The sequence below is a fragment of the Flavihumibacter sp. genome (genome assembly GCF_036676075.1).
Classification (GTDB): domain Bacteria; phylum Bacteroidota; class Bacteroidia; order Chitinophagales; family Chitinophagaceae; genus Flavihumibacter.
In genome coordinates, this window is the sequence record NZ_JAKFDQ010000009.1 from 213,386 (window position 1) to 236,027 (window position 22,642).

Annotated in this window: 20 protein-coding genes; 10 read left to right on the forward strand and 10 right to left on the reverse strand. The window is 43.4% G+C overall.

Going from position 1 to position 22,642, the window contains the following annotated elements:
- Position 1: 1 nt before the first annotated feature.
- Positions 2 to 898 (reverse strand): Ppx/GppA phosphatase family protein, encoded by an 897-nt coding sequence (locus V6M43_RS09705; protein ID WP_332734732.1) that lies wholly within the window; start codon positions 896 to 898, stop codon positions 2 to 4.
- On the reverse strand, positions 895 to 3,051 hold the full coding sequence (gene ppk1, locus V6M43_RS09710) for a polyphosphate kinase 1 (RefSeq protein ID WP_332734734.1): 2,157 nt from the start codon (positions 3,049 to 3,051) through the stop codon (positions 895 to 897). The genes V6M43_RS09705 and ppk1 overlap by 4 nt, the downstream gene beginning before the upstream one ends.
- 179 nt (positions 3,052 to 3,230) lie before the next feature.
- On the opposite strand from ppk1, the gene rpmB reads away from it, so the two are divergent.
- The 4 genes from rpmB to ftsY all read left to right on the forward strand — a co-directional run bounded on the left by rpmB (position 3,231) and on the right by ftsY (position 4,978).
- On the forward strand, positions 3,231 to 3,467 hold the full coding sequence (gene rpmB / locus V6M43_RS09715) for a 50S ribosomal protein L28 (RefSeq protein ID WP_039132550.1): 237 nt from the start codon (positions 3,231 to 3,233) through the stop codon (positions 3,465 to 3,467).
- Between the two features lie 47 nt (positions 3,468 to 3,514).
- Positions 3,515 to 3,697, forward strand: coding sequence for a 50S ribosomal protein L33 (gene rpmG / locus V6M43_RS09720; RefSeq protein WP_039132552.1), 183 nt, complete (start codon positions 3,515 to 3,517; stop codon positions 3,695 to 3,697).
- Positions 3,698 to 3,739: 42 nt separating this feature from the next.
- On the forward strand, positions 3,740 to 3,913 hold the full coding sequence (locus V6M43_RS09725; RefSeq protein WP_072037623.1) for a DUF4295 family protein: 174 nt from the start codon (positions 3,740 to 3,742) through the stop codon (positions 3,911 to 3,913).
- Between the two features lie 105 nt (positions 3,914 to 4,018).
- Positions 4,019 to 4,978, forward strand: a complete 960-nt coding sequence (gene ftsY, locus V6M43_RS09730) for a signal recognition particle-docking protein FtsY (protein WP_332734737.1) — start codon at positions 4,019 to 4,021, stop codon at positions 4,976 to 4,978.
- A gap of 61 nt (positions 4,979 to 5,039) precedes the next feature.
- Here ftsY and V6M43_RS09735 read toward each other — a convergent pair whose 3' ends face one another.
- Positions 5,040 to 5,534: a hypothetical protein gene (locus V6M43_RS09735; RefSeq protein WP_332734739.1), complete on the reverse strand. Its 495-nt coding sequence runs from the start codon at positions 5,532 to 5,534 to the stop codon at positions 5,040 to 5,042.
- A 171-nt stretch (positions 5,535 to 5,705) separates the two neighbouring features.
- Here V6M43_RS09735 and rimO point away from each other — a divergent pair, with 171 nt between their 5' ends.
- Both rimO and V6M43_RS09745 read left to right on the forward strand, forming a co-directional pair.
- Entirely contained in the window at positions 5,706 to 7,019 is a 1,314-nt protein-coding gene (gene rimO / locus V6M43_RS09740) for a 30S ribosomal protein S12 methylthiotransferase RimO (protein ID WP_332734741.1), read from the forward strand.
- 66 nt (positions 7,020 to 7,085) lie between these two features.
- On the forward strand, positions 7,086 to 7,490 hold the full coding sequence (locus V6M43_RS09745; RefSeq protein WP_332734742.1) for a c-type cytochrome: 405 nt from the start codon (positions 7,086 to 7,088) through the stop codon (positions 7,488 to 7,490).
- Between the two features lie 7 nt (positions 7,491 to 7,497).
- On the opposite strand, the gene V6M43_RS09750 is transcribed toward V6M43_RS09745, so the two are convergent.
- Both V6M43_RS09750 and V6M43_RS09755 read right to left on the reverse strand, forming a co-directional pair.
- Complete coding sequence (locus V6M43_RS09750; protein WP_332734743.1) at positions 7,498 to 8,178, reverse strand: DNA alkylation repair protein; 681 nt, start codon at positions 8,176 to 8,178, stop codon at positions 7,498 to 7,500.
- Between the two features lie 3 nt (positions 8,179 to 8,181).
- Positions 8,182 to 9,171 (reverse strand): MBL fold metallo-hydrolase, encoded by a 990-nt coding sequence (locus V6M43_RS09755; protein ID WP_332734744.1) that lies wholly within the window; start codon positions 9,169 to 9,171, stop codon positions 8,182 to 8,184.
- An 88-nt stretch (positions 9,172 to 9,259) separates the two neighbouring features.
- On the opposite strand from V6M43_RS09755, the gene V6M43_RS09760 reads away from it, so the two are divergent.
- Both V6M43_RS09760 and V6M43_RS09765 read left to right on the forward strand, forming a co-directional pair.
- Positions 9,260 to 10,705 carry a glycoside hydrolase family 140 protein gene (locus V6M43_RS09760; protein ID WP_332734745.1) on the forward strand — a complete coding sequence of 482 codons (1,446 nt, stop codon included), beginning with the start codon at positions 9,260 to 9,262 and terminating at the stop codon, positions 10,703 to 10,705.
- Between the two features lie 19 nt (positions 10,706 to 10,724).
- On the forward strand, positions 10,725 to 12,242 hold the full coding sequence (locus V6M43_RS09765; RefSeq protein WP_332734747.1) for an aldehyde dehydrogenase (NADP(+)): 1,518 nt from the start codon (positions 10,725 to 10,727) through the stop codon (positions 12,240 to 12,242).
- On the opposite strand, the gene V6M43_RS09770 is transcribed toward V6M43_RS09765, so the two are convergent.
- Positions 12,180 to 13,442 carry a sterol desaturase family protein gene (locus V6M43_RS09770; protein ID WP_332734749.1) on the reverse strand — a complete coding sequence of 421 codons (1,263 nt, stop codon included), beginning with the start codon at positions 13,440 to 13,442 and terminating at the stop codon, positions 12,180 to 12,182. The genes V6M43_RS09765 and V6M43_RS09770 overlap by 63 nt on opposite strands.
- A gap of 65 nt (positions 13,443 to 13,507) precedes the next feature.
- Here V6M43_RS09770 and V6M43_RS09775 point away from each other — a divergent pair, with 65 nt between their 5' ends.
- Both V6M43_RS09775 and bshC read left to right on the forward strand, forming a co-directional pair.
- Positions 13,508 to 14,755 (forward strand): NAD(P)/FAD-dependent oxidoreductase, encoded by a 1,248-nt coding sequence (locus tag V6M43_RS09775; RefSeq protein WP_332734751.1) that lies wholly within the window; start codon positions 13,508 to 13,510, stop codon positions 14,753 to 14,755.
- A 95-nt stretch (positions 14,756 to 14,850) separates the two neighbouring features.
- Positions 14,851 to 16,500, forward strand: a complete 1,650-nt coding sequence (gene bshC / locus V6M43_RS09780; RefSeq protein WP_332734753.1) for a bacillithiol biosynthesis cysteine-adding enzyme BshC — start codon at positions 14,851 to 14,853, stop codon at positions 16,498 to 16,500.
- Here the strand turns inward: bshC and purE are convergent.
- The 4 genes from purE to V6M43_RS09800 are packed head-to-tail and all read right to left on the reverse strand — an operon-like array spanning position 16,497 to position 22,624.
- Positions 16,497 to 17,069 carry a 5-(carboxyamino)imidazole ribonucleotide mutase gene (gene purE, locus V6M43_RS09785; RefSeq protein ID WP_332734755.1) on the reverse strand — a complete coding sequence of 191 codons (573 nt, stop codon included), beginning with the start codon at positions 17,067 to 17,069 and terminating at the stop codon, positions 16,497 to 16,499. The genes bshC and purE overlap by 4 nt on opposite strands.
- A 54-nt stretch (positions 17,070 to 17,123) precedes the next feature.
- A complete protein-coding gene (locus V6M43_RS09790) occupies positions 17,124 to 18,443 on the reverse strand; it encodes a TolC family protein (RefSeq protein WP_332734757.1) in 1,320 nt (439 codons plus the stop codon).
- A gap of 10 nt (positions 18,444 to 18,453) precedes the next feature.
- Positions 18,454 to 21,546, reverse strand: a complete 3,093-nt coding sequence (locus V6M43_RS09795) for an efflux RND transporter permease subunit (protein WP_332734759.1) — start codon at positions 21,544 to 21,546, stop codon at positions 18,454 to 18,456.
- 1 nt (position 21,547) lies between these two features.
- Positions 21,548 to 22,624, reverse strand: coding sequence for an efflux RND transporter periplasmic adaptor subunit (locus V6M43_RS09800; RefSeq protein ID WP_332734761.1), 1,077 nt, complete (start codon positions 22,622 to 22,624; stop codon positions 21,548 to 21,550).
- Between the last annotated feature and the right edge of the window lie 18 nt (positions 22,625 to 22,642).

Consider the following 22,642-nt stretch of genomic DNA (forward strand, 5'->3'; position numbering starts at 1 on the left):
GTTATTTTTTTCGTTTTTCTCCTTTGATCTTCTCATAAAGAATATGGATAAGACCATCTGCCAGGCCAATCTTAGGAACATAGATTTCTTTGGCATCTGCCCAGCGCATAACATTCACGTATATACTAAGTGCAGGTACTATCACGTCGGCACGGTCTTCCCGAAGATTATAGATGCGCATCCTGTCAACTACAGAAAAACTACTCAGTTCCTTGTAATAATCTTTCAACAGCTCCGCCGGCAATGGCTTTCCATCTTTTTTCTTAGACATGGAGAATACCTTGTTGATATTACCGCCCGAGCCAATACAGGTGATCTCTTTAAAGCCTTTTACCTTACTGCGGATAAAGTCTTTCATCTCATCCCATTTCTTTTCTTCCACCTGGTTTTTCAGCAAACGGATGGTGCCAATATTGAAGGATTGTTTAAACACAAGTTGACCGTCACTGAAAAAAGTTAGTTCAGTGGATCCGCCACCTACATCAATGTACAGGTAGGAGTGATCCTTATCGAGGTTTTCAGCAATATGATTCTCATAAATAAAAGAAGCCTCTTCATCGCCACTGATAACTTTGATTTCTATTCCCGTATCTTTTTTTATATGCTCTATTATTGGCGCTGCATTCTTTGCATCACGCATTGCCGAGGTGGCGCAGGCGATGTATTCAGTAACGCCATAAACATCAATGAGCGCCCGATAGGCTTTTATGGTCTTGATGATATGTTCTTCTTTTTCAGGAGAGATGGTCTGCGTTTCGAACACATCAAATCCCAAACGCAGTGGCACCCTTACCAGGTTAAGTTTATTGAACCTGTCTTTACCGTCGGCATCCTGCACCACTTCAGTGATCAGTAACCGGGCGGCATTGCTTCCTATATCGATTGCGGCTAATCTCAATTTGTTTTTTCGGTTTTATCAATTAACCTTGAATAAATGACAGGTTCCGTTAATGGGTCGGCCTGCAAGATCATTTTGGTCAGCTTAGCCTGCAGGTAGTTATATTGTTCTACCTGGCTCCTCACCTTATTTCCTTCAGTTCTCACATATTTATTGCGAAGTGAATTATCAAGGATCCTGGCTTTTACATTATCACTAAGCTGGATGGAAAGCATATTTTTCAACACTCTTTTAAGGTCTTCATCAAGTATCGGGCAGGTGATCTCTACACGGTGATCGAGGTTGCGCACCATCCAGTCTGCCGAAGATATATAAACTTTCTCTTTGCCTCCGTTGTGGAAAATGAAGACCCTTGCATGCTCCAGGTATTCATCCACGATGCTGATAGCTTTGATGGGACGTTTATATTTTTTACTCTCTGAAAACATACAGAATATTCCCCTCACAATCAGTTGAACTTTTACACCTGCTCTGGCCGCTTCATAGAGTCTTTCTATCAGCGTTTCATCTGACAGGGAATTCATCTTGAGCAGTATACCTGCTGGCTTTTTCTTTTTCGCATATCGTATTTCTGCTGCAATTAACTTTAGTAGTTCTCTGCGAAGGATGAGGGGGCAGGGTAGAAGTGTTTTGCACCCTTTTAAAATATCAGGTTGTGTTCTGTGTTTTTCAAGATAAAGGAAGAGCCGGTTGATATCGGCCATAATGCCCCGGTGTGAGGTGAGCAGGCAATGATCACCATAAACTTTTGCCGTGCTTTCATTCATGTTGCCCGTGCTTACAAATCCATATTGAATGGTGCGGTTCTGTATCCTTTTTCTAATGATGCAGGCCTTCGCATGCACTTTCATATTCGGTATGCCGATAAGTACTTTCACCCCCTCCAGCTCCAATCTGTCTTTCCATTCAAGATTGGCTTCTTCTTCAAAACGTGCTCTTAGTTCAATCATTACCGTTACCTGCTTACCATTGCGCACGGCATTGATAAGTGCATTGATAATCCTTGAATTCTCTGCAAGCCTGTAGGCGGTAACTTTTATAGAAACAACGTCAGGATCAATGGCTGATTCCCTAAGGAGGTCAATTACCGGGTTAAAGGAATGATAGGGAAAACTGAGGAGGATATCTTTCTCAAGGATCACATCAGTAACCCTTGCTGTTCCCGCCAGCAATTGGTGCTGGAAAGGCTTTTTCCTTTGTGAACGCCGTTGAAAAATATCCGGAAAATCCATGAAATGTTTAAAATTATGGATCCTTCCTCCGGGTATGAGATTGTCCTTTCGCGTGAGATTCATCCTGCGCATCAGGTATTCAAGGAGCGTTGCATCCATCTCCTTATCGTATACAAACCGAACTGGTTTTCCTTTTCGACGGTTCTTAACCCCTTTCTCAATTTTTTGGATCAGTGTAGTGCTTACATCATTATCGATATCTATCTCAGCATCTTTTGTAACCTTGAATACCCAAGCCTCAAATCTTTCATATCCGAAATAGGAAAATACTGCCGGAAGGTTGAATCGGATCACATCTTCCAGAAGAATGATATGCTTTTCTCCAGCAGGTGCAGGAAGTTGAACAAATCGGCCCAGCGCTTTTGTTGGCACTTCAATAAGTGCATATTTCTGCTCAAAATGGCTGCTTTTCCTGCTCATCAAAACACCCAGGTAAATGGATTTATCGCGGAGGTAAGGCAGTTGCGGAATATGTTCGATCATGAGCGGAATAGTATTGACCCTCACCTCATCTTCAAAATACTGTTTCACGAAAACCCGCTGTTCTTTATTGAGTTGTTTTTCGTTGATGAAAAAGATCTTCTCTTTTTCCATTTCCCGCCTGATCTGCTCCCAGATCTGGTTGAATTCATTCTGCTGCTGCAGAACAGTGATCATTATATCTTCCAGGATCTTTTCCGGGGCCTGCTCTAAGTGCATATTGATGCGCACTTTTTTGCTTCCCAATTCTATCATTCTCCGGAGGGTGGCTACCCTTACCCTGAAAAATTCGTCCAGATTATTGGAGAATATTCCCAGGAAACGGATCCGTTCGCGAAGGGGAACAGTAGCATCGGCTGCCTCCTGCAATACCCTGCCATTGAATGATAACCAGCTGATATCCCTCGCAATTGTTTTTCTTTTTCCATCCATGTCAATCATTATCAGCCATTTAAAACCCTTGAAGGGGGCGGCTGCGGATGGTTGAAATTAGGTAAAAGCGCTGAATGGGCGAACCACCCGCATTCACTATCTTTGCCGCGCGGCAGGAAAAAATTGCAGAAATGAATTTTTAATTACGGGATTTTCTCCTACCTTTGCCGTCCTAAATTTTGACAGTCATGGCTAGAGTATGTCAGGTTACGGGTAAGACGCCGATCACTGGTCACCGCGTATCTCACTCGAATATTAAAACAAAACGCAGGTTCCTTCCGAACCTGTTGACGAAGCGCTTTTATTTGGCAGAAGAAGATAAGTGGATCACACTTAAGCTTTCTGCAGAAGGACTGCGTACTATCAACAAGAATGGTCTTTTATCAGTTGTGAAGGATCTGAGAGCGAAAGGAGCGAAAATCTAAATTAGAGTAGTCCGCCTAACCGCGGGTAACTATAAAACCGATCAACAATGGCAAAGAAAGGTAACAGAGTTCAGGTGATTATGGAATGTACCGAGCACAAAACAAGTGGTCAGCCGGGCACAAGCCGTTATATCACTACCAAGAACAAAAAGAACACTCCTGAGCGTCTGGAGTTGAAAAAGTACAACCCGATCCTGAAGAAGGTAACTGTACATAAAGAGATCAAGTAAGACGCGTCAACCTGATTTACTCATTTTCTAATTCATTATACAATGGCAAAAGCAGCAAAAACGGCGATCAAGACCAAAGACCAGAAGGCAGCAGCAGAAGCTAAGAACTGGACTAAGGTCATCAAAGCTGTTCGCAGTCCAAAGACTGGTGCATACACCTTTAAGGAGTCGATCGTCCACAAGGAGAAGATCAAGGATTTCCTGGGTGAAAAATAATTAAGGGTTCCATTGGTACTCTTTTTGAGCTGTTCTGTATTATACCGGACAGCTTTTTCTGTTTTATCCCGTATAACATTTATTTATCCTAACAATTTACCGGCAATGGGATTTTTTGATAAGATATTCGGCAAGAAGGAAAAGGAAACACTCGACCAGGGATTGCAGAAAACAAAAGAAAGTTTTCTCAACAAGATCACTAAAGCAGTAGCAGGAAAAACAACTGTTGATGAAGAAGTGCTCGACAGTCTGGAGGAGGCACTTGTTAGCGCTGATGTGGGTATTGATACCACGGTTCAGATCATAGACAGGGTTGAAAAAAGAGTAGCGCGTGATAAATATCTTAATACATCAGAGCTCAACGGAATTTTGCAGGATGAGATCCGGGGAGTTCTTGTAGATGCGCCGGAAAGCAATAGTTATTCTTTCCAATCAGCATTGCCATCAAAACCTTATGTGATATTAGTGGTTGGCGTAAATGGTGTTGGTAAAACCACCACCATTGGTAAGCTCGCTTATAATTTCAAGAAAGCTGGTAAATCTGTATTGCTTGGTGCTGCCGATACATTCAGGGCAGCAGCAGTTGACCAGCTTACTATCTGGAGTGAGCGGGTGGGTGTACCTATTGTAAAGCAGGCTATGGGCTCTGATCCTGCGGCAGTGGCATTTGACGCTGTAGCCAGTGGTGTATCGCGCGAAACAGAAGTGATCATTATTGATACCGCTGGTCGTCTTCATAACAAGGCACACCTGATGGAGGAACTTGCTAAGATCCGCCGTTCTGTTCAGAAGGTGATTCCTGATGCTCCTCATGAGGTTTTACTTGTACTGGATGGATCAACCGGCCAGAATGCATTGGAGCAGGCTAAACACTTCACGGCAACTACTGATGTTACTGCTATAGCTATCACTAAACTTGATGGTACCGCAAAAGGTGGTGTTGTTCTTGCCATTGCAAATCAGTTCAAAATTCCAGTTAAGTTCATCGGCATGGGTGAGAAGATGGAAGATCTTCTGGTATTCGATAAACATGAATTTGTAGACAGCCTATTCTCCTTAGGCTAGAAATCTTATAAATAAAAATGCCCCATTGCTGGGGCATTTACTTTTCATTATCAGGCTCTGATTAAAAAGTATAACGTACTGCGAAACCACCCCAGTTTCCGAAATGGGGATACTTGGCGATTTCAAAATATGGCTGCCAGTCAATACTCAGGTTGATAGGCGCACTCTTGATCTTATAATCAAGTCCAAGTACTCCATCTATACCAAATGACATGTCGCCATCACCATAATACTTATCCTCGTCATCCCTGTAATACCAGCCCTTGTTGTAAACACCGAGGTGGGCACCTGGACCAACATACCATTTTAGTCCGGGAGCACCATTAATGTCTCCATGTATTTCATAAAGGCCGGTAAAACGGAAGCCATGCTTCCAGAAAGAGGCAATACCTTCCAAAGCACGGTTATTACCGGTAAAGTGCTTGAGGGTTAAGGCTCCCGGATAGAATTTTACGCCGAGTGCTGTGCGGTACTCACTGCCCATTGCTTGTGCGTTTGCATTCTGAGCCAACGCCAGGCCTGCTACAACAGTCAGGGCCATCATCCATTTTTTCATATCAGTGGTTTTGAAAGAGGTGTTAAAAAAATTATGCCAAATATTTCCCAATAACGGTTTATGATCTCTTTAATTGCATGATTTCCTATATTTTATGGGTTATAATATGATGGATTCAGGTTATATGCTAACGATGAAAATGGTTACCTTTGCAGCCAATTTTTAAATGGCATGAAAGTCAGAACGCTCAGGAATAACAAGGTTAATATCATTACACTCGGTTGTAGTAAGAATATGGTGGATAGTGAAGTGCTGAGTGGACAGCTTATGGCTAATGCTATTGATGTTGTTCATGAGAATACCAAACTCGATCATAATATAGTGGTCGTGAATACCTGCGGCTTCATTGATAAAGCAAAGGAAGAATCAGTTAATACCATTCTCGACCAGGTTTCGCTTAAGAAAAAAGGTAAACTTGATAAAGTTTATGTTACAGGCTGCCTTAGCCAGCGCTACCGCGATGATCTGGAAAAAGAGATCCCTGAAGTGGATGCCTGGTTTGGTACTATGGAACTGCCTCTTATCCTGAAAGAAATGGAAGCCGATTACAAGGCTGAATTGTTGGGGGAAAGAATGCTTGCCACACCACGTCATTACGCCTATCTGAAAATATCAGAAGGCTGTAATCGTACCTGCTCCTTTTGTGCCATCCCGCTGATGCGTGGAGCGCATGTAAGCCGGCCTATTGAAGAGTTGGTGAAAGAAGCGGAAGGCTTAGTGAGAAAGGGTGTTAAAGAAGTAATGCTGATTGCGCAGGAACTTACCTACTACGGATTGGATCTTTATAAGAAAAGGCAATTGAATGAACTATTGAACAGTCTTGCAGATGTGGAGGGACTTGAATGGATCCGTCTCCATTATGCCTATCCATCAAAGTTTCCCATTGAGATGCTTGATGTGATGCGTGAGCGGAAAAATATCTGCAATTATCTCGATATGCCTTTACAGCATGCTTCCAATAATATGCTGAAAGCTATGAAGCGTCAGATCACACGTGAAGAAATGGAATTATTGATTGCAGATATTCGTGCAAAAGTTCCAGGTATATGTATACGTACAACGCTTATAGCTGGCTTTCCTGGTGAAACAAGGGAGGATGTTGAAGAACTGAAAGATTTCCTTCGTCGCATGCGGTTTGACAGGGTTGGTATATTCACCTATTCGCATGAGGAGAATACAAGCGCACATGGCTTGGTGGATGATGTTCCTGCCGAAGAAAAAGAAGCGCGTGCACAGGAGATCATGGAAGTGCAGCAGGAGATCAGTCTGGAGAAAAACCAGGAGAAAGTTGGGCAGGTTTTAAAAGTGATCATTGATAAGAAAGAAGCAGGCCGATATCTTGGACGTACTGAATTTGACAGTGTGGAAGTAGATAACGAAGTTGTGATTAATACGGGCAAGAAATTGCCCATCGGGGAATTTGTAATGGTGCGCATTACAAAAGCTTTTGATTATGATCTGGAGGGAGAGGTGGTGGACATGTAAGAGGTAAGGGGTAAGGGGTAAGGTAAGAGGTAAGAGGTAAGAGGTAAGATTTAGTAAATTGAGGATATGAAAATATTTATTTTGTCAGGGTTGGTGGTTCTTCTGGCTTTAATAGCGAGTTCATTTATACAGAATCCGAAGGCTCAAAGTATAACAAGAGGGAAGGAGGTTTATACTGCAAACTGCCAGGGTTGTCATATGGATAATGGCGCCGGTGTGGAAGATGCATTCCCCCCGCTCGCAAAGTCGGATTATTTGATGAAAGATCCGAAACGTGCTATCACCATCATTCTTAAAGGGCAACATGAGGAGATTACAGTAAATGGTAAGGTATACCATAACCTTATGCCTGAGCAGAGCTACCTGCCTGATGAAGAGATCGCTGATGTTGTAAATTATATAACAAATAGTTGGGGCAATAAATACAAGGAATTCATCACTCCGGCCATGGTTAAGGCAAAAAGAAATTAAGTATTTATTATTTGCCACGAGCATGCTTGATCGCTTCTCTCCTTGCAAGACCGGTTATGCCTGCAGCTTCTACAAATTCTTCCACTGATCTGGGATCGGTCCGGTAGTACTGTCTCAAACTCCAGCCAATTGCTTTCTGGATAAAAAAGTCCTTTTTATGAAGAAGTCTACGGATTATCCGGTACAAAAACCTGGCATCTGTTTTCTCTTTGTAATTGAGCTGAAATAGAATGGCAGTGCGGTTTTCCCATAAATCCGCTGATGCTGTGAATCTTTTCATTTCTTCCGGTTCAGTTACCTGAGCCAACGAATCACCGATAAGTTTGGTTGCAATAAAATCCACTGTATCCCACCAGGGTTTTCTTGTAACCAGACCAAGGAAAAACGGAAGGAAATTGTTATCCCATTTTTTTCTGCTGTTGTATAATAATTCAAGTGCTATATATTGAAATTCCCGTTCTTTCTTTTCCCATAAAGCATCCGCAATATCAAGGATTTCTTTATTATCTAATAAACCTGCTTTTTTAAGAAATTGGGATGCCAGTTTCTTTCTTTCTGGTTGTTTGATGCCAAGAAACAGGAAGTTGTTTTTCATATATCCTGCCATTGGAATAGCCAGTTCATGGTTTGCGGCAGAGATTAAATCACTTTCAAGTTCTGCAATAAGATTGCGCGGCTTTTTATTCATAACCTAAATTTCCCACCACCGTTCTGAAGGGTATATATTATCAATGATCAACGGTTCGCCTATCATGGGAGTAGTGATAAGGATTCCTTCTTTATTCGCTGCCTCAGTCACCCTGTTCACCGGCTCTTTCCAGCCATGGTATGCGAGCGCGAATTTACCCCAATGCACCGGTAGCAGCGCCTTTGCTCCAAGGTCAAGATGAGCCTGCACCACCTCCTCCGGCATCATATGAATATGAGGCCATGCAGTATTGTACTGGCCACATTCCAGAATTGACAGATCCGCGTCACCATATCTTTCTCTTATAGCTCTGAAATGAGTATCATAACCAGAGTCACCCCCGATATAAATCGATTTTCCAAAAAGGGAAAGCCAATATGAATTCCACAGTGAGCCCCCTCTTTTGATTCCTCTTCCTGAAAAATGCCTGGCAGGGGTTGCGCTGATCCTGACATGATCTTCCAGTTTATGATCTTCCCACCAGTCTAATTCTGTTATTGCAGCTTTATCTATTCCCCATTTGTTCAACTGCCTGAATAACCCCAATGGTGCGATAACTTTTTTCAAGGCGGGGGCCATTGCTTTGATGGTGGATTTATTAAGATGGTCGTAATGGTTATGGGTTATTACCAGGTAGTGGATTGGTGGGAGATCGTTGGTCTCATAAATATTGGTTCCCGCAAAAGCTTTTACCAGAAATGGAAGCGGCGAAGCCGATCGATCGAACACGGGGTCAACAAGGATATTAAGTCCATTGCAATGTATCAGGTAAGAGGAATGGCCAAACCAGATAATGAGGGGACTGCTGCTATTGAGGTTTTGCAGGTTTGTTTTGATGGATGGAAGGGGTTCTGCCGGACTTGAATCAGCCGGTTTGTTGAAAAAATCCCAGAACATTTTCCTGTAACTGGCGTCTTCTGCCATCACGGATGTTTCTGAAAGATTTCGGAAAGCACCGGCTTTAAAGTTGGGAGAGTCAATAACAGAACGCATTGAATACAATATTTTAGGTGTTTTCACGTAATTCAATATAAGCAAAGCCTTGTATAATCATTAACTTGGCCGCGTTAAATTGAGGAAGATGAAGAGAATCCAATACCTGATGTTAATGATCCTGTGTGCCTGGAGTATTCAAATACATGCGCAGGAAGGATGGAAGCATGGTCGACTGCGGGTTAGCGGCGACGCGCACTTTCTTGAAACAACCAAAGACATACCCTTTTTCTGGCTAAGTGATGCCGCCTTTGATATTTTCCAGAAACTTAGTTTTGAAGAGATCCGGCTTTATCTTAAAAACCGGCAGTCCAAGGGATTTAATGTGATCCAGGCTGCTATCCTTGCCGAAAACAATGGCCTGAAGGCCCTTAACCGCTATGGATCTGTGCCGCTGGTTGATGAGAACCCAAATGCTCCCAATGAAAGATATTTTGAACTGGTTGATACCACGGTAAAAGTTGCTGCGCGACGCGACATATTTGTTGCCCTCTATCCAACCTGGGGCGATAAAGTGACTGAAGGGTGGGGTAGCGGTCCAGCCGTATTTACATCAAGAAATGCTTATAACTATGGCCGCTGGCTTGGAGAAAGATATAAAAACGATGAGAATATCATCTGGGTACTGGGTGGTGACCGCCCCCCGGTGAAGGACGCTTCCGACTGGCTTCCTATCTGGCGGGCCATGGCAAGAGGGTTACAGGAAGGTAGCAGCTATAAGGCTTTTATCACCTATTATCCCCCCAGCGGTGAAAAAAGCAGCTCACAATACCTGCATAATGAAACATGGCTGAACCTGAATATGATCCATGGCGGAAATGAAAAATACAACCTGCCGGTATGGCAATGGGTTGAGCGTGATACCAAACTGCCTTCAGCAAAACCTACACTGGATGGAGGAATCAATTTTGAGGATCATCCTGTTGGAAATACAGCTGGTAAAAGCTTTACAGATTACGATGTGCGAAAGCAGGCTTATCGTTCTGTTTTTGCCGGTGCATCGGGTGTGGGATATGGCAATCAGGCAGTGTGGCAATTCGCTGGTTCTGTTGAAAGCGGGGCTGGACAAATGGGTCTATACTGGAAAGATGGACTTGACCGGCCGGGTGCATTCAGTGCAGGCTATGTTCGCAAACTGATAGAATGCCGGCCATTTATGGGAAGGGTTTATGATCCCTCAATTATTAAGGAGGGGCAGGAAGAAGGTGACAATTTCATCACTGCTTTTCGGGGAAAGAATAATGATTATGCAATGGTTTACCTGCCTGTTGGCAAAACCATTACGGTAAATACCAGTTTCATGAAGAGTGATGATATCAAGATCTGGTGGTACGATCCGAGGATCGGCCTGATGGTTCGGGGGATATCAGTTTACAGGCGGGGCCTTCTCCAACTTACGCCTCCAACACTTGGAGTTGGTCAGGATTGGGTGCTTGTACTGGATGATCCGGAGTACCAGTATCGTCCTCCCGGCGACTGGATCAGTGAGCGTGCGCAGCAAATAAAAGAAATTGACGATATTCCCGAACAATAGTCAATCAAAACAGGAATACATGAAGCAATTTGCTGATGCAACAATTGATGAGATAAATGAAGTGATGGAGAAAGCGGCGGTTGCATTTGAAGAATATAAAAGACAATCAATTTCAAAACGTGCTGCCCTGATGCGTAACATCGCTGCAGCACTCGAATCAACCAGTGATGAACTGATACAGGTTGCGATGCGGGAAACAAATCTCCCGGAAGCAAGGCTGCGGGGTGAAAGAGCTCGCACTATATTTCAACTTAACAGTTATGCAGATGCCTGTGAACAGGGCCATGGCCTTGAAGCAAGGATCGATACGGCAATTGAAACAAGAACTCCACCAAGGCCTGATATTCGGAAGATGATGGTTCCTCTGGGGCCGGTAGTTGTTTTTGGAGCAAGTAATTTTCCTTTCGCCTATTCTACCGCAGGTGGCGACACGGCATCGGCGCTGGCTGCCGGCTGCAGCGTTGTTGTTAAAGCACATCCCGCTCATGCAGAAACATCAGAAATGGTTGCTGCTGTTATTCATAAAGCCCTGGCTGATTCGGATCTCCCAAAAGAAGTGTTTTCGCATGTACATGGGCGTTCGTTTGATATAGGGAAGGCTCTTGTATTGCATCCGGAAACTAAAGCCGTTGGATTCACGGGATCATTTACAGGAGGAAAACAATTATTCGACTGGGCAGCAACAAGACCGGTTCCCATTCCAGTTTTTGCAGAGATGGGAAGTGTAAATCCTGTATATCTTTTTCCCGCAAAACTTTCTGCTGAAGCAAAAGATATAGCTGAGATGTATGCTGCTTCAGTTACACTCGGTGTGGGACAATTTTGTACCAATCCCGGATTGATCATAGGTATAGAGGATGATGCATTGCATCGGTTTATCAAGTATTTGGGCGATGCCATAACAAATGCCTCGCCGGCCAGAATGTTGCATGCAGGTATCGCTGAGGCCTATGCGAAAAATAAAGCTGTGGCATTGTCACAGCAGGGTGTTGAAGTAGCCGGATCAAGTTCTGCAGCTGCCGGTGATGGAGAAGGATCAGCAGCAGTTGCCAGCGTTGACGCAAAAACATTCCTTCAAAATTCATTGTTGCATAAAGAGGTGTTTGGACCTTTTACACTTCTAATCAGGTGTTCTGATCAATCGGAGATGATGAAGGTAATAAAGCAGATGGAAGGTCAGCTTACCTCTACAATCATGGCTACACCAGAAGAATTAAAGAATAATGATTCCATCACAAGGGCAATTGCTGAAACCTGTGGAAGGCTGATCTTCAATGGCGTTCCCACAGGTGTGGAAGTATGCTGGAGTATGCAACATGGAGGCCCCTTTCCAGCGTCCACTGATAGCCGGTTTACGGCGGTTGGTCCCGATGCCATCAAAAGGTTCTGCCGGCCCCAAAGCTTTCAGTCATGGCCCGATGCATTACTTCCCGAAGCATTACAGGATTCAAATCCACTTCAAATCTGGAGGATGCTAAACAATGACTGGACCCGTGCTGCGGTGACGGTAAACAAACCAGCCAACAATGCCCGTTGACACTACAAAATATAATAGCAATAATGGCGTAACGAGTGATGAATATCGGGAAGCACCAAACCAGTCGCCGTAGAAATACAGGATACCTAATCCCAGTATATTCTTGATCGTTTCCCAAACTATGGCAGAAGAATGTTTATCCATCAGCTCTGTGTAGGCATATACCATCAGGAAAACATATAGTCCATAAATAAACATGGCAGGCATTCCTATTGAAGCAATATTCCCAAAAAGATAGCTGATGAACAGGAGGCATGCTGTGATCTGAAACCAGCTCCAGGCCTGCAGTGCAGGCGATGATTCAGGATCGTATTTTTCAAAATGGTAAGGATCAGAAATTTTATGAACCGGATATTTTTCCTCCATATCATTTGGTCTCCACCCCGTTGGCGCCAGCCAGATTCGAAATTTGTCACGCCAGTTTGCAGTATGCCATGCATCTTTTATAAGTAACCATAGGTGCATGAAATTGATGCGGATCGGGTTCCATGTTTGCACGGGTCTGGTGATCCCATACACAGGGGGAATGTCTTCACGTTCTTCCTGGAAAGTTCCAAAGAGCTTATCCCACCAAATGAAGATCTGGGAATAATTCTTATCGAGGTATTCAGGATTGAGTGCATGATGTACCCGGTGATGGGAAGGAGTAACGATGATCTTTTCAAGGAAACCCATTTTTCCAATATGCCTTGTATGGTACCAGAACTGGGCAAAAAGATGGAGGGGAGCAATGATTGCAATCACTTTTTCAGGAACGCCGAGAATAGCAGCGGGCAGGAGGAAAATGGTAAACAGTTTTACTATGGAAGAAATACTTTGCCTTAAGGCGCAGGCCAGGTTGAACTCCTCGCTGCTATGATGGATGATATGGTTATTCCAGAAAAAATTGTACTCATGCGCAATGCGATGGGTCCAGTATCCTGCGAGGTCAAGCGCCAGGAAAGCTACCACATAAGTCATCCATCCATCCGGCACGCTTACTATTGCAAGATTTTCCACCAGCCAACCATAGCTGACGATAGCGATACTCAATCCCAATACATCTTTGGTCACATTTGTGATGCCAGAACTCAGACTCGATATCATGTCCATATTGCGGACAGTATCAAAGCCTTTTCTCCAGCCATACCATTTCTCGAAAAGTACGAGAAGCAGAAAGGCAGGCATCGCGATCAGCAATATCCTTCCATAAGTTTCCATATAGCAAGCATCCTTTCCTACGAATTTAAATCAATTTTGTGTTTTGAGTTTTACATTTGATCACTATGCAGGCAATTGTAATCGGAGCTGGCATTATTGGCCTGAGCTCAGCACTTTATCTTAAGCAATCGGGTTGGGAAGTAACGGTCATAGAAAAAGAAGATCAACTTAACAACTGTAGTTATGGAAATGCAGGGTATATCTGTCCCTCTCATTTCATACCACTTGCAACACCTGGTATTATCAGGCAGGGTATGAAATGGATGACAAATCCACGTAGTCCATTTTATGTTCAGCCTCGTTTAAGCTGGTCGCTGGTAGACTGGGGATTGAAATTCATCCGCAGTGCTACAGCAGAAAAAGTGGAAGCTGCTGCCATTCCACTGAGGGATATAGCGCTGTTAAGCCAGCGGTCCTATGAAAGTTGGAAAGTAATACCGGAGCTGGAAATGGCTTATGAAAAGAAAGGCATACTGGAATATTTTCAGACTGCTGAAAAAGAGGAGCATGCTAACCACACTTGTGAAGAAGCGCTCAAACTCGGTATTGATGCAGTGATGCTATCTGCGGCGGAGGTACAGGCAATGGAACCCCAAACCAGGTTAGTAATGAATGGCGCTCTCTATTTCCGGACCGATTCACATGTATATCCTAATAAGGTTATGCAGTCATTGCAAAAATATCTGAGAGATATTGGTGTTGTTTTTAAGACGGGAGAAAAAGTGAAAGGTTTTGAAAAAAGCAAGGGACGAATTCAAAAAGTGCTCACAGATAAGGGTGTATATTCTGCCGATACAGTTGTGTTATCTACCGGATCCTGGAGCAGGGAACTGGCTTCAAAATTATCGCTTAAACTGCCCCTGGTGGGCGGAAGAGGTTATTCAGTAACACTTGAAGATTCGCCTTATAAACTGAATCATCCGGCCATCCTGATGGAAGGAAGAGTTGCCATCACGCCCATGGACGGCAATAAGATCCGGTTTGGAGGTACAATGGAAATAACCGGTCTGGATGAACCTCCCCGAATGAAACGTGTGGCTGGCATACTCGATGCGGTGAAAGCTTATCTTCCCGAGTTCCAGATTCCTTTTCCGGCGGAGAAAGATATCTGGTATGGATACCGTCCCTGTTCAGCCGACGGCCTTCCTTATATTGGCAGAAGCAGGCAATTCAATAACATGATCATTGCTACCGGACACGCCATGGTAGGCATGAGCCTTGGAGCAGGCACTGGTAAGCTGGTATCTGAAATTGCCAATGAAGAGCAATTATCCGTGGATATAACTGCGTTTGACCCGCAGCGATTTGACTAGTGGTGGAATTGTTAAACCCTTCCACAAGCTCAGAGAATTCATAACTTTAATCGTTCATCACTGTTAAGACGCATATCCGCTACAATTTTTAAATAATGGACTGTACCAGCACTGCAATAAATTATTCCCAGACAGGATATTATAACCAGATAGTAACTGATTATGTAGCAGGAAGCGATGAGCTTCGTTCTTTTTATGAACACCCTGTATCAGAAGAGGGAATAAGGGCAGCCATCGCTGCAAGGCAGAACTTTCCTACAGATCGTGCTGCCCTGGTAGGTTTCCTGCAAAAACAATATGAAGGCATCCCCACTTCCGAATCGGTAAAATTGAATATTTCACGAATCAGTAATAACAACACCTTCACTATTTGCACAGCCCATCAGCCTAATATATTTACAGGATACCTTTATTTTATTTACAAGATCATTCATGTGATCAAATTAGCTGATCATTTCAGGGAAACTATTCCTTCTTATGATTTTGTTCCGGTTTTTTACCTGGGTAATGAAGATGCGGACCTTGAAGAGCTGGGAAAGATTTTTCTGAATGGAGAAAAGCTGGTTTGGGATACCAAACAGAAAGGAGCGGTGGGCAGAATGAAAACCACCGGTATAGAGAAACTCATCGCCCGTATTGACGGTGAATTATCTGTGCAGCCCCATGGAAAAGAGCTTATGCAACTTATTCGGAATGCATATATAGGGGCTTCCAATATACAGGAAGCCACTTTCCGTTTGGTTAATGAATTGTTTTCTTCTTTCGGGCTGGTTGTTCTCGTTCCTGATGATGCTGCATTGAAAAAAAAGATGGAGCCTGTATTTAAGGATGATTTACTGCGACATATTCCGTCGCAGGTGGTTGCTGAAACTACTTCGCGTTTGGCAGAAAATTATAAGGTACAGGCGAATCCACGCGAGATCAATACTTTTTACCTGCGTGATGATATCCGAAACAGGATTGAGAAAAAGGATGACTTCTTTCATGTAGTGGATACTGATATAAAGTTTACGGAGCAGGAACTGTTGAAAGAGTTGGAACTGCATCCGGAGCGCTTTAGTCCCAATGTAATTCTTCGCGGCCTTTACCAGGAAATGATCATGCCAAATATTGCATTTGTTGGTGGGGGTGGAGAACTGGCATACTGGCTGGAACTAAAAGATCTTTTTCATCATTATAAAGTACCTTATCCGGTGCAGGTGTTGCGTAATTCATTTTTACTTATCGAAGAGCAATGTGAAGAGCGCATAGCTAAACTCGATTTTGTGCCGGAAGATTTTTTCCGGGAGCAAAGGCTGCTACTTGATGAACTGGTTAAACGTGATAGTGCCGTGCAGGTGCATCTTACCAGTGAGATAAGGGATACAAGAGCATTTTATGAGCACCTGAGGTCAATTGGAACAAAAGTTGATAACACGCTCCTGACGCATATAACAGCACTTGAAACCCGGATGATAAAGCAGTTACAGAACCTGGAGAAAAAATTACTGCGTGCTGAAAAAAGGAAATTCAGTGACCAGTCGCGGCAGATAGAAACTATTAGAAAGACATTATTCCCTAATAATGGACTCCAGGAAAGAGTTGACAATTTCATGCCCTGGTATGCGAAGTATGGGGCAGGGTTTCTCAACCATATTTATGATCATTCACTTTTACTTGATCAGAAATTTATTTTGTGTAGTGTAAAGGGAGAAAAGGATCCGGCAACGCAAAGAATGCTGGCAACCACCATTCAAAAGAGTTAGTGGTCAAAATCATTTGGCTGTCCGGCAGATTTCAGTTTCTTCACTTTTTTGATTACCTCAGCTTCAAGGTCTGCTTTATATGCAGCTACACTATCTCCAATGCTTTTATCAAAAGCACCAAGCATGGATGCTGCCAGAATACCTGCATTTTTAGCGGCATTGAGTGCAACCGTTGCAACAGGAATTCCATTTGGCATTTGCAGAATACTCAATACTGAATCCCATCCGTCAATAGAATTAGAAGATTTTATTGGAACTCCTATAACTGGCAAAGGGGTTAAAGATGCAACCATTCCAGGCAAATGGGCTGCTCCACCTGCGCCGGCGATGATCACCTTAAGGCCTCTCTCACGCGCCGTGCTGGCATAATCTACCATTCTGTGTGGAGTGCGGTGGGCCGATACAACTGTCAACTCATAACCTATTCCAAACTCTTTAAGAATATCAGCAGCAGCCTGCATGATGGGAAGATCAGAATCGGAACCCATAATTATTCCAACGAGTGTTGATGTGGGATTGCCTCCTGGTTGTTGTGGTTGTACTTCCATGTTTTTGATCAGTTCTTGCACAAAAGAACTGTTTTTTTACTAATAATTAATTCTTCCGGCAAAGGTCGGGCACAATTACTTTAATATCTCTCCCTTCAAACGCATAAGTTCAACTTCGGCCACCTTAGCATTGTAGCGGGCAGCAATGAGCCTGTTATAACCATCATTTAAACTTATCTGTGCTTCCCGAAGCTCTATATAGGTGCTTACGCCAAGCCGAAACCTTTCCAATGCAATGGTTACATTTTCTTTGGCCAGCAGAATATTTTCTTCTTCCAGAACCAGGTTTTGTTTCTGTAACTCATAATCGCGGAAAGCATTTTTAACAGCAACGTCCATCATTAAACGCTGGTTGTCTAACTGCAGTTGTTGCTGGAAAATATTTAACCTTGCCTGTTTGAGCTGGCGGTTTACTGTAAAGCCATTAAATATCGGGATATTGGCAGTAAGCCCATAAACAAGACCACCGGATTGCCGGTAGGGGAGTGCAAAAGGGTTGAGGTTCTTTGTATTGTTTACCTGGGCGAAATTATAGGAGGAATTAAGACTTACTGTTGGATAATAACCTGCCCTTATTTCACGCAAACCTATATGCGAGATTTCAATGTTCTTTTTGGCAAGTTGTAACTCTGGATTGGAGTTGTCAATATTCTTATAAACCTCATCGAGGGTTAATGACTCATTGATGGGTATAGAATCCACTACATCATAAGTAACACCCGACTGGATACCCATTAGTTGATTGAGCTGTTCTTTCAATTGGGCTATGACGGTATTTTGTCTATACTGAGTGGAAGTAAATGCATTGAGGTCAACTTTTGCCTGCAGCAATTCAGGTTTTGCACCAAGGCCAACCATTAACTTTCTGTCTGCCAGTTTAACTCTTTCTTCGCTGATACTTTTCTGTTCTATAATGGCATTAAGCTGTTGTTTCTGTTGAACTATATTAAAATATGTGACAAGTACCTGCGAAATCGTATTATTAAGTTGCGCCTTCACCTGCAGGTCGCCAAGCTTTACCAATTCCCTTATCCTGTCTCTTGTAGCGAACATACGCATACCATCAAATAAAACCCAGTCGAGCCGAACGCCAAAATTCAAACTATTTGATGTTGAAAGACCCGCTGTGTCTTTCCTGGAGGCGCTTCTGTAGGCGAGCGAATCCTGGTTTCGGGTGAAGTTTTTAGATGCAGTTCCGTTCAGCTGAGGGAGAAAGGCAGTATAGATATATGATTCATCTATTGAATAGGATAGGGAGTCATTGCGGCTGATCCTGATATCATAATTGTTTTTCAAAGCAGTCGCAATCGCCTGGTCAACTGTAAGTATTTGTTGCGCGATTACTGCCTGTACACCACTAAAAAAAAGAGAAAACAATAATAGTGTTCTAGTCATAGAGATATGTTTATGCTGATACGGGTACTGTAACAGCTGAATCCAGTTCGCTTTGCGCATTTTTGCGGGTTGACATATAAGAATACATTGCCGGTATCACATAGAGTGTTAGTACCAGGGAGAACATAATACCCCCTACAATAACAATTCCCAATGGAATCCTGCTGGTGGATGCCGCTCCAAGTGATAATGCCAGTGGAAGTGCTCCAAGTGACATTGCCAGGCTGGTCATAAGGATAGGCCTTAGTCGGCTAACAGCCGCTTCAATCACCGCTGGTGTGCGCCCGAGCCCTTCTATTCGCTTATGGTTGGCAAATTCAACGATAAGGATACCGTTCTTTGTTACCAGTCCAATAAGCATGATCATCCCGATCTGTGAAAAGATATTGATGGTTTGGTCAAATATCCAAAGTGATAGTAGTGCTCCCGCTATGGCAAGAGGTACAGTGATCATGATGATGAAAGGATCAATGAAACTTTCAAATTGTGCAGCAAGAATCAGGAATATCAATCCCAGTGCCAGCAAAAATGCAAAACTGGTATTACTTGCACTCTCTGCAAAGTCGCGCGATGAACCAGAAAGGGAAGTGCTGAAACTATCATCAAGCAAGCGGTTACCAATGGCCTGCATTTCTTCGATACCATCACCAATTGTTTTTCCAGGTGCGAGGCCTGCCGATACTGTAGCTGACTTATATCGGTTAAAATGGTATATGGTAGGTGGTGTGGTCTCTTCTTCAAAGGATACGATATTATCCAGTGATATACTTTCACCTCTGCTGTTACGAACATAAACAGCTTTCAGATCAGTTGGTTCATCCCGATCATTCCTTGCAAGCTGGCCAATAACCTGGTATTGCTTGCCATCCTTCGTAAAATATCCAAGCCTTCGATTGCTTAATGCCAGTTGGAGCGTGGAGGATACATCCTCAATGGAAATACCCAGCTGGCTGGCTTTCATACGATCTATGTTCACCCGCAATTCCGGTTTATTGAATTTCAGATCCGCGTCCACGCCTTGAAACACAACACTTTTATTGGCTTCATCCAAAAATTTGGGAAGAACTTCCCTGATCTTTTCAAAGTTTACGTTTTGTATCACGAACTGTACCGGTAATCCCCCCCGCCGGTTTACCTGTATTGTTTGCTCCTGTATGGCAAAAGCCCGTCCTTCATTGAAGCGCGGAAGATTTCGGTTAACCATATCAACTATCTCCTGCTGGCTACGCACCCGTTCTTCAGGATCCACGAGCAGCATCCTTAAAAAGCCGGTATTCACAGATCCCGATCCGGTAAATCCAGGTGCTGTAACCGTTATCATTACCTTCTTTTCTGGAACACTATCCAGAACAAACTGCCCTATACGATCCATGTAACGATCCATATAATCAAATGCCGTTCCTTCAGGAGCAGTTACTGATAAACGGAACTGGCTGCGATCTTCCATGGGAGCAAGTTCCGATTGCATATTGCTTCCGATAAAATAGATGACACCAAAACATATTGCAATGATCACAAAGGCGAACCAACGAACACGCATAAACGCAGAAAGGGTTCTGCGATATCCATTTTCCATGCCCCTGAAAAATGGCTCAGTCTTATTATAGAACCAGGAGTGCTTATGTTTTTTTCGGGTTAATTTTACGTTCAATACCGGGGTTAGAGTAAGGGATACAAAAGCAGATATCAAAACCGCACCTGCTACCACTATACCAAATTCGCGGAAAAGCCGTCCAACGAATCCTTCCAGGAAAACGATCGGAAGAAATACTACAGCAAGTGTGATGGAAGTGGCAATAACAGCAAAATAGATTTCCTTGGAACCTTCTCTCGCTGCCTGCCATTTACCCATCCCTTTTTCCATCTTCTTGAATATGTTTTCTGTCACAACAATACCATCATCCACCACCAGACCAGTTGCAAGTACAATGGCAAGCAGGGTGAGAACATTGATAGTGAATCCAAACAGGTACATGATAAAGAAGGCGCCAATTAGCGATACGGGGATATCAATCAATGGCCTGATGGCAATTATCCAGTCGCGGAAAAAGAAATAGATGATCAGGATTACCAGTATAATTGCGATCAGAAGAGTTTCCTCCACTTCAAGAATGGAACGTTTGATAAACTTCGTCTGGTCGAGAGCAATATCGGTAGTGAGGTCTGACGGAATTTCCGTTTTTATCTGTTCATATCGTTTATAGAATTCATCACTGATGGCCACATAGTTTGAACCTGGCTGTGGAATAATAGCCAGTGCTATCATGGGGATGGTACTTTCCTTTAAAATCGTTTCTTCGTTTTCTGGGCCAAGTACTGCTTCCCCGATATCTTTCAACCTGATATCTGTACCACCGGTATTTCTGATTATTATATTATTGAATTCTTCCTCTGTATTAAGGAGACCAAATGTTCTTACTGAAAGTTCAGTGGCATTGCCAGAGATCTTTCCTGAAGGCAATTCAATATTCTGGGCCCTGAGGGCCGATTGAACATCGGCGGGAGTGAGGCCGTATGCCGAGAGTTTGGAGGGATCAAACCATATGCGCATGGCATATCTTTTTTCACCCCATATCTGTATTCCGCTTACGCCCGGAATAGTTTGTAATCTTTCAAGCAGGTTATTGGTTGCATATTCTGTAACCTGTAACTGGTTTCGTGTATTACTCTGGACCGTCATGGCCAGGATGAAATCAGAACTGGCATCTGCTTTGGAAACAACAGGAGGCGCGTCAAGGTCATCAGGTAATGACCTGCTTGCCTGCGACACTTTATCACGTACATCATTAGCCGCAGCTTCAAGGTCGATAGAGAGTTCAAACTCAACGGTAATATTACTTGTTCCCTGGCTGCTGCTTGATGTTATGTTTTTTACACCAGCAATACCATTTACAGCCTTTTCAAGCGGTTCAGTAATCTGGGATTCAATAATATCGGCGTTGGCACCCGGGTAAGAGGTTCGCACATTCACTATGGGCGGATCAATGGCAGGATAATCACGCACACCCAAAAATTTATACCCGATAAGGCCGAATACTATTATAACAATATTCAGCACTATGGCCAGTACGGGCCTTCTTAAACTCAGTTCAGATATATTCATCTTATTCCTGGTTCATTTTGATTATTTCGAGCTTGCCTTCCGGTTTGATCGACAGTAGTCCTGTGGTAATAATAGTATCCCCAACATTCAGGCCGGAAGTGATCTGTACACTGGTAGAATCACGTACCCCGGTAGTAACGGTTTCAAAAGAAGCATTACCTCCCCTGTAAACAATAACCTTTTTAAAACGTGCCTGTGGTATCACTGCCTGAGAGGGCACCATCAACGCACTCTTATCTTCACCGAAATCAAGTAATACTTTTGCAAATGCACCCGGGATGAGTTTGGGATCTTTTCCCAAAATCACTGCGCGAATGCGAAGACTCCTTGTATCCTCCGTTACAGCTTCTTCTGTGGCGATAACTCTGGCCAGGATATTTTTGTTCAATCCTTCCATAGTAAACGCTACATTTTTACCGGCACTGATCTTACTGCTGTATTTTTCAGGTACTGTGAATTCAAGTTTGAGCTGGTTTTCCTGCCGGATAGTAGTAATAAGTGTGGCAGGCGTAATATATGCGCCCATGCTCACACTGCGAAGACCTAAACGGCCACTGAAAGGAGCACGAATCTCAGTTTTTGCAATTGATGTGCGAATTAATTCTATGTCGGCTTTCACATTGCTTACCTGCAAAATACTCAGATCATATTCCTGCTTGCTTATTCCATCGATCTTTAACAGCGCTTCAAGCCGCTCTGCAGTTTTTTCATAAATATCAAGTTGAACTTTAAGTTTCTGCAATTGCGCCTGCAGGTCACCGTCATATAATTTTACCAGCAACGAGCCTTTACCAACATTCTGTCCCTCCCGGATATTGAGTTGTGTAATGCGGCCACTAACTTCCGGACGAAGTTCAGTTGCCTCATAAGGAAGAATATTTCCCGGAACTTCTATCTTTTCACTAACCGATGATGCTTTTACTATAAAGGCTTCAACACGTGTGGGTTGTGCAACTCGCTGAGGGCCACCGGAAACAGGAGCCGTAATTTTTTTTTCATCCTTCGATTTACAGGAAGCCATACTGATGATTCCGAAAAGTATAAGCGCTATTATAGGCGTGGATCGTACGAATGCCATTGTCTGTGTTTCTTGATT

Bases quoted from the DNA above. Each gene is read 5' to 3' on its own strand.
- bshC (WP_332734753.1), top strand. From the start codon at position 14,851: ATGGACTGTACCAGCACTGCAATAAATTATTCCCAGACAGGATATTAT.
- rpmB (WP_039132550.1), top strand. From the start codon at position 3,231: ATGGCTAGAGTATGTCAGGTTACGGGTAAGACGCCGATCACTGGTCAC.
- V6M43_RS09735 (WP_332734739.1), bottom strand. From the start codon at position 5,534: ATGAAAAAATGGATGATGGCCCTGACTGTTGTAGCAGGCCTGGCGTTG.
- rpmG (WP_039132552.1), top strand. From the start codon at position 3,515: ATGGCAAAGAAAGGTAACAGAGTTCAGGTGATTATGGAATGTACCGAG.
- ppk1 (WP_332734734.1), bottom strand. From the start codon at position 3,051: ATGATTGACATGGATGGAAAAAGAAAAACAATTGCGAGGGATATCAGC.
- V6M43_RS09770 (WP_332734749.1), bottom strand. From the start codon at position 13,442: ATGGAAACTTATGGAAGGATATTGCTGATCGCGATGCCTGCCTTTCTG.
- V6M43_RS09760 (WP_332734745.1), top strand. From the start codon at position 9,260: ATGAAGAGAATCCAATACCTGATGTTAATGATCCTGTGTGCCTGGAGT.
- ftsY (WP_332734737.1), top strand. From the start codon at position 4,019: ATGGGATTTTTTGATAAGATATTCGGCAAGAAGGAAAAGGAAACACTC.
- V6M43_RS09755 (WP_332734744.1), bottom strand. From the start codon at position 9,171: ATGCGTTCTGTTATTGACTCTCCCAACTTTAAAGCCGGTGCTTTCCGA.
- V6M43_RS09745 (WP_332734742.1), top strand. From the start codon at position 7,086: ATGAAAATATTTATTTTGTCAGGGTTGGTGGTTCTTCTGGCTTTAATA.
- V6M43_RS09795 (WP_332734759.1), bottom strand. From the start codon at position 21,546: ATGAATATATCTGAACTGAGTTTAAGAAGGCCCGTACTGGCCATAGTG.
- V6M43_RS09765 (WP_332734747.1), top strand. From the start codon at position 10,725: ATGAAGCAATTTGCTGATGCAACAATTGATGAGATAAATGAAGTGATG.
- V6M43_RS09790 (WP_332734757.1), bottom strand. From the start codon at position 18,443: ATGACTAGAACACTATTATTGTTTTCTCTTTTTTTTAGTGGTGTACAG.
- V6M43_RS09800 (WP_332734761.1), bottom strand. From the start codon at position 22,624: ATGGCATTCGTACGATCCACGCCTATAATAGCGCTTATACTTTTCGGA.
- V6M43_RS09775 (WP_332734751.1), top strand. From the start codon at position 13,508: ATGCAGGCAATTGTAATCGGAGCTGGCATTATTGGCCTGAGCTCAGCA.
- V6M43_RS09725 (WP_072037623.1), top strand. From the start codon at position 3,740: ATGGCAAAAGCAGCAAAAACGGCGATCAAGACCAAAGACCAGAAGGCA.
- V6M43_RS09750 (WP_332734743.1), bottom strand. From the start codon at position 8,178: ATGAATAAAAAGCCGCGCAATCTTATTGCAGAACTTGAAAGTGATTTA.
- rimO (WP_332734741.1), top strand. From the start codon at position 5,706: ATGAAAGTCAGAACGCTCAGGAATAACAAGGTTAATATCATTACACTC.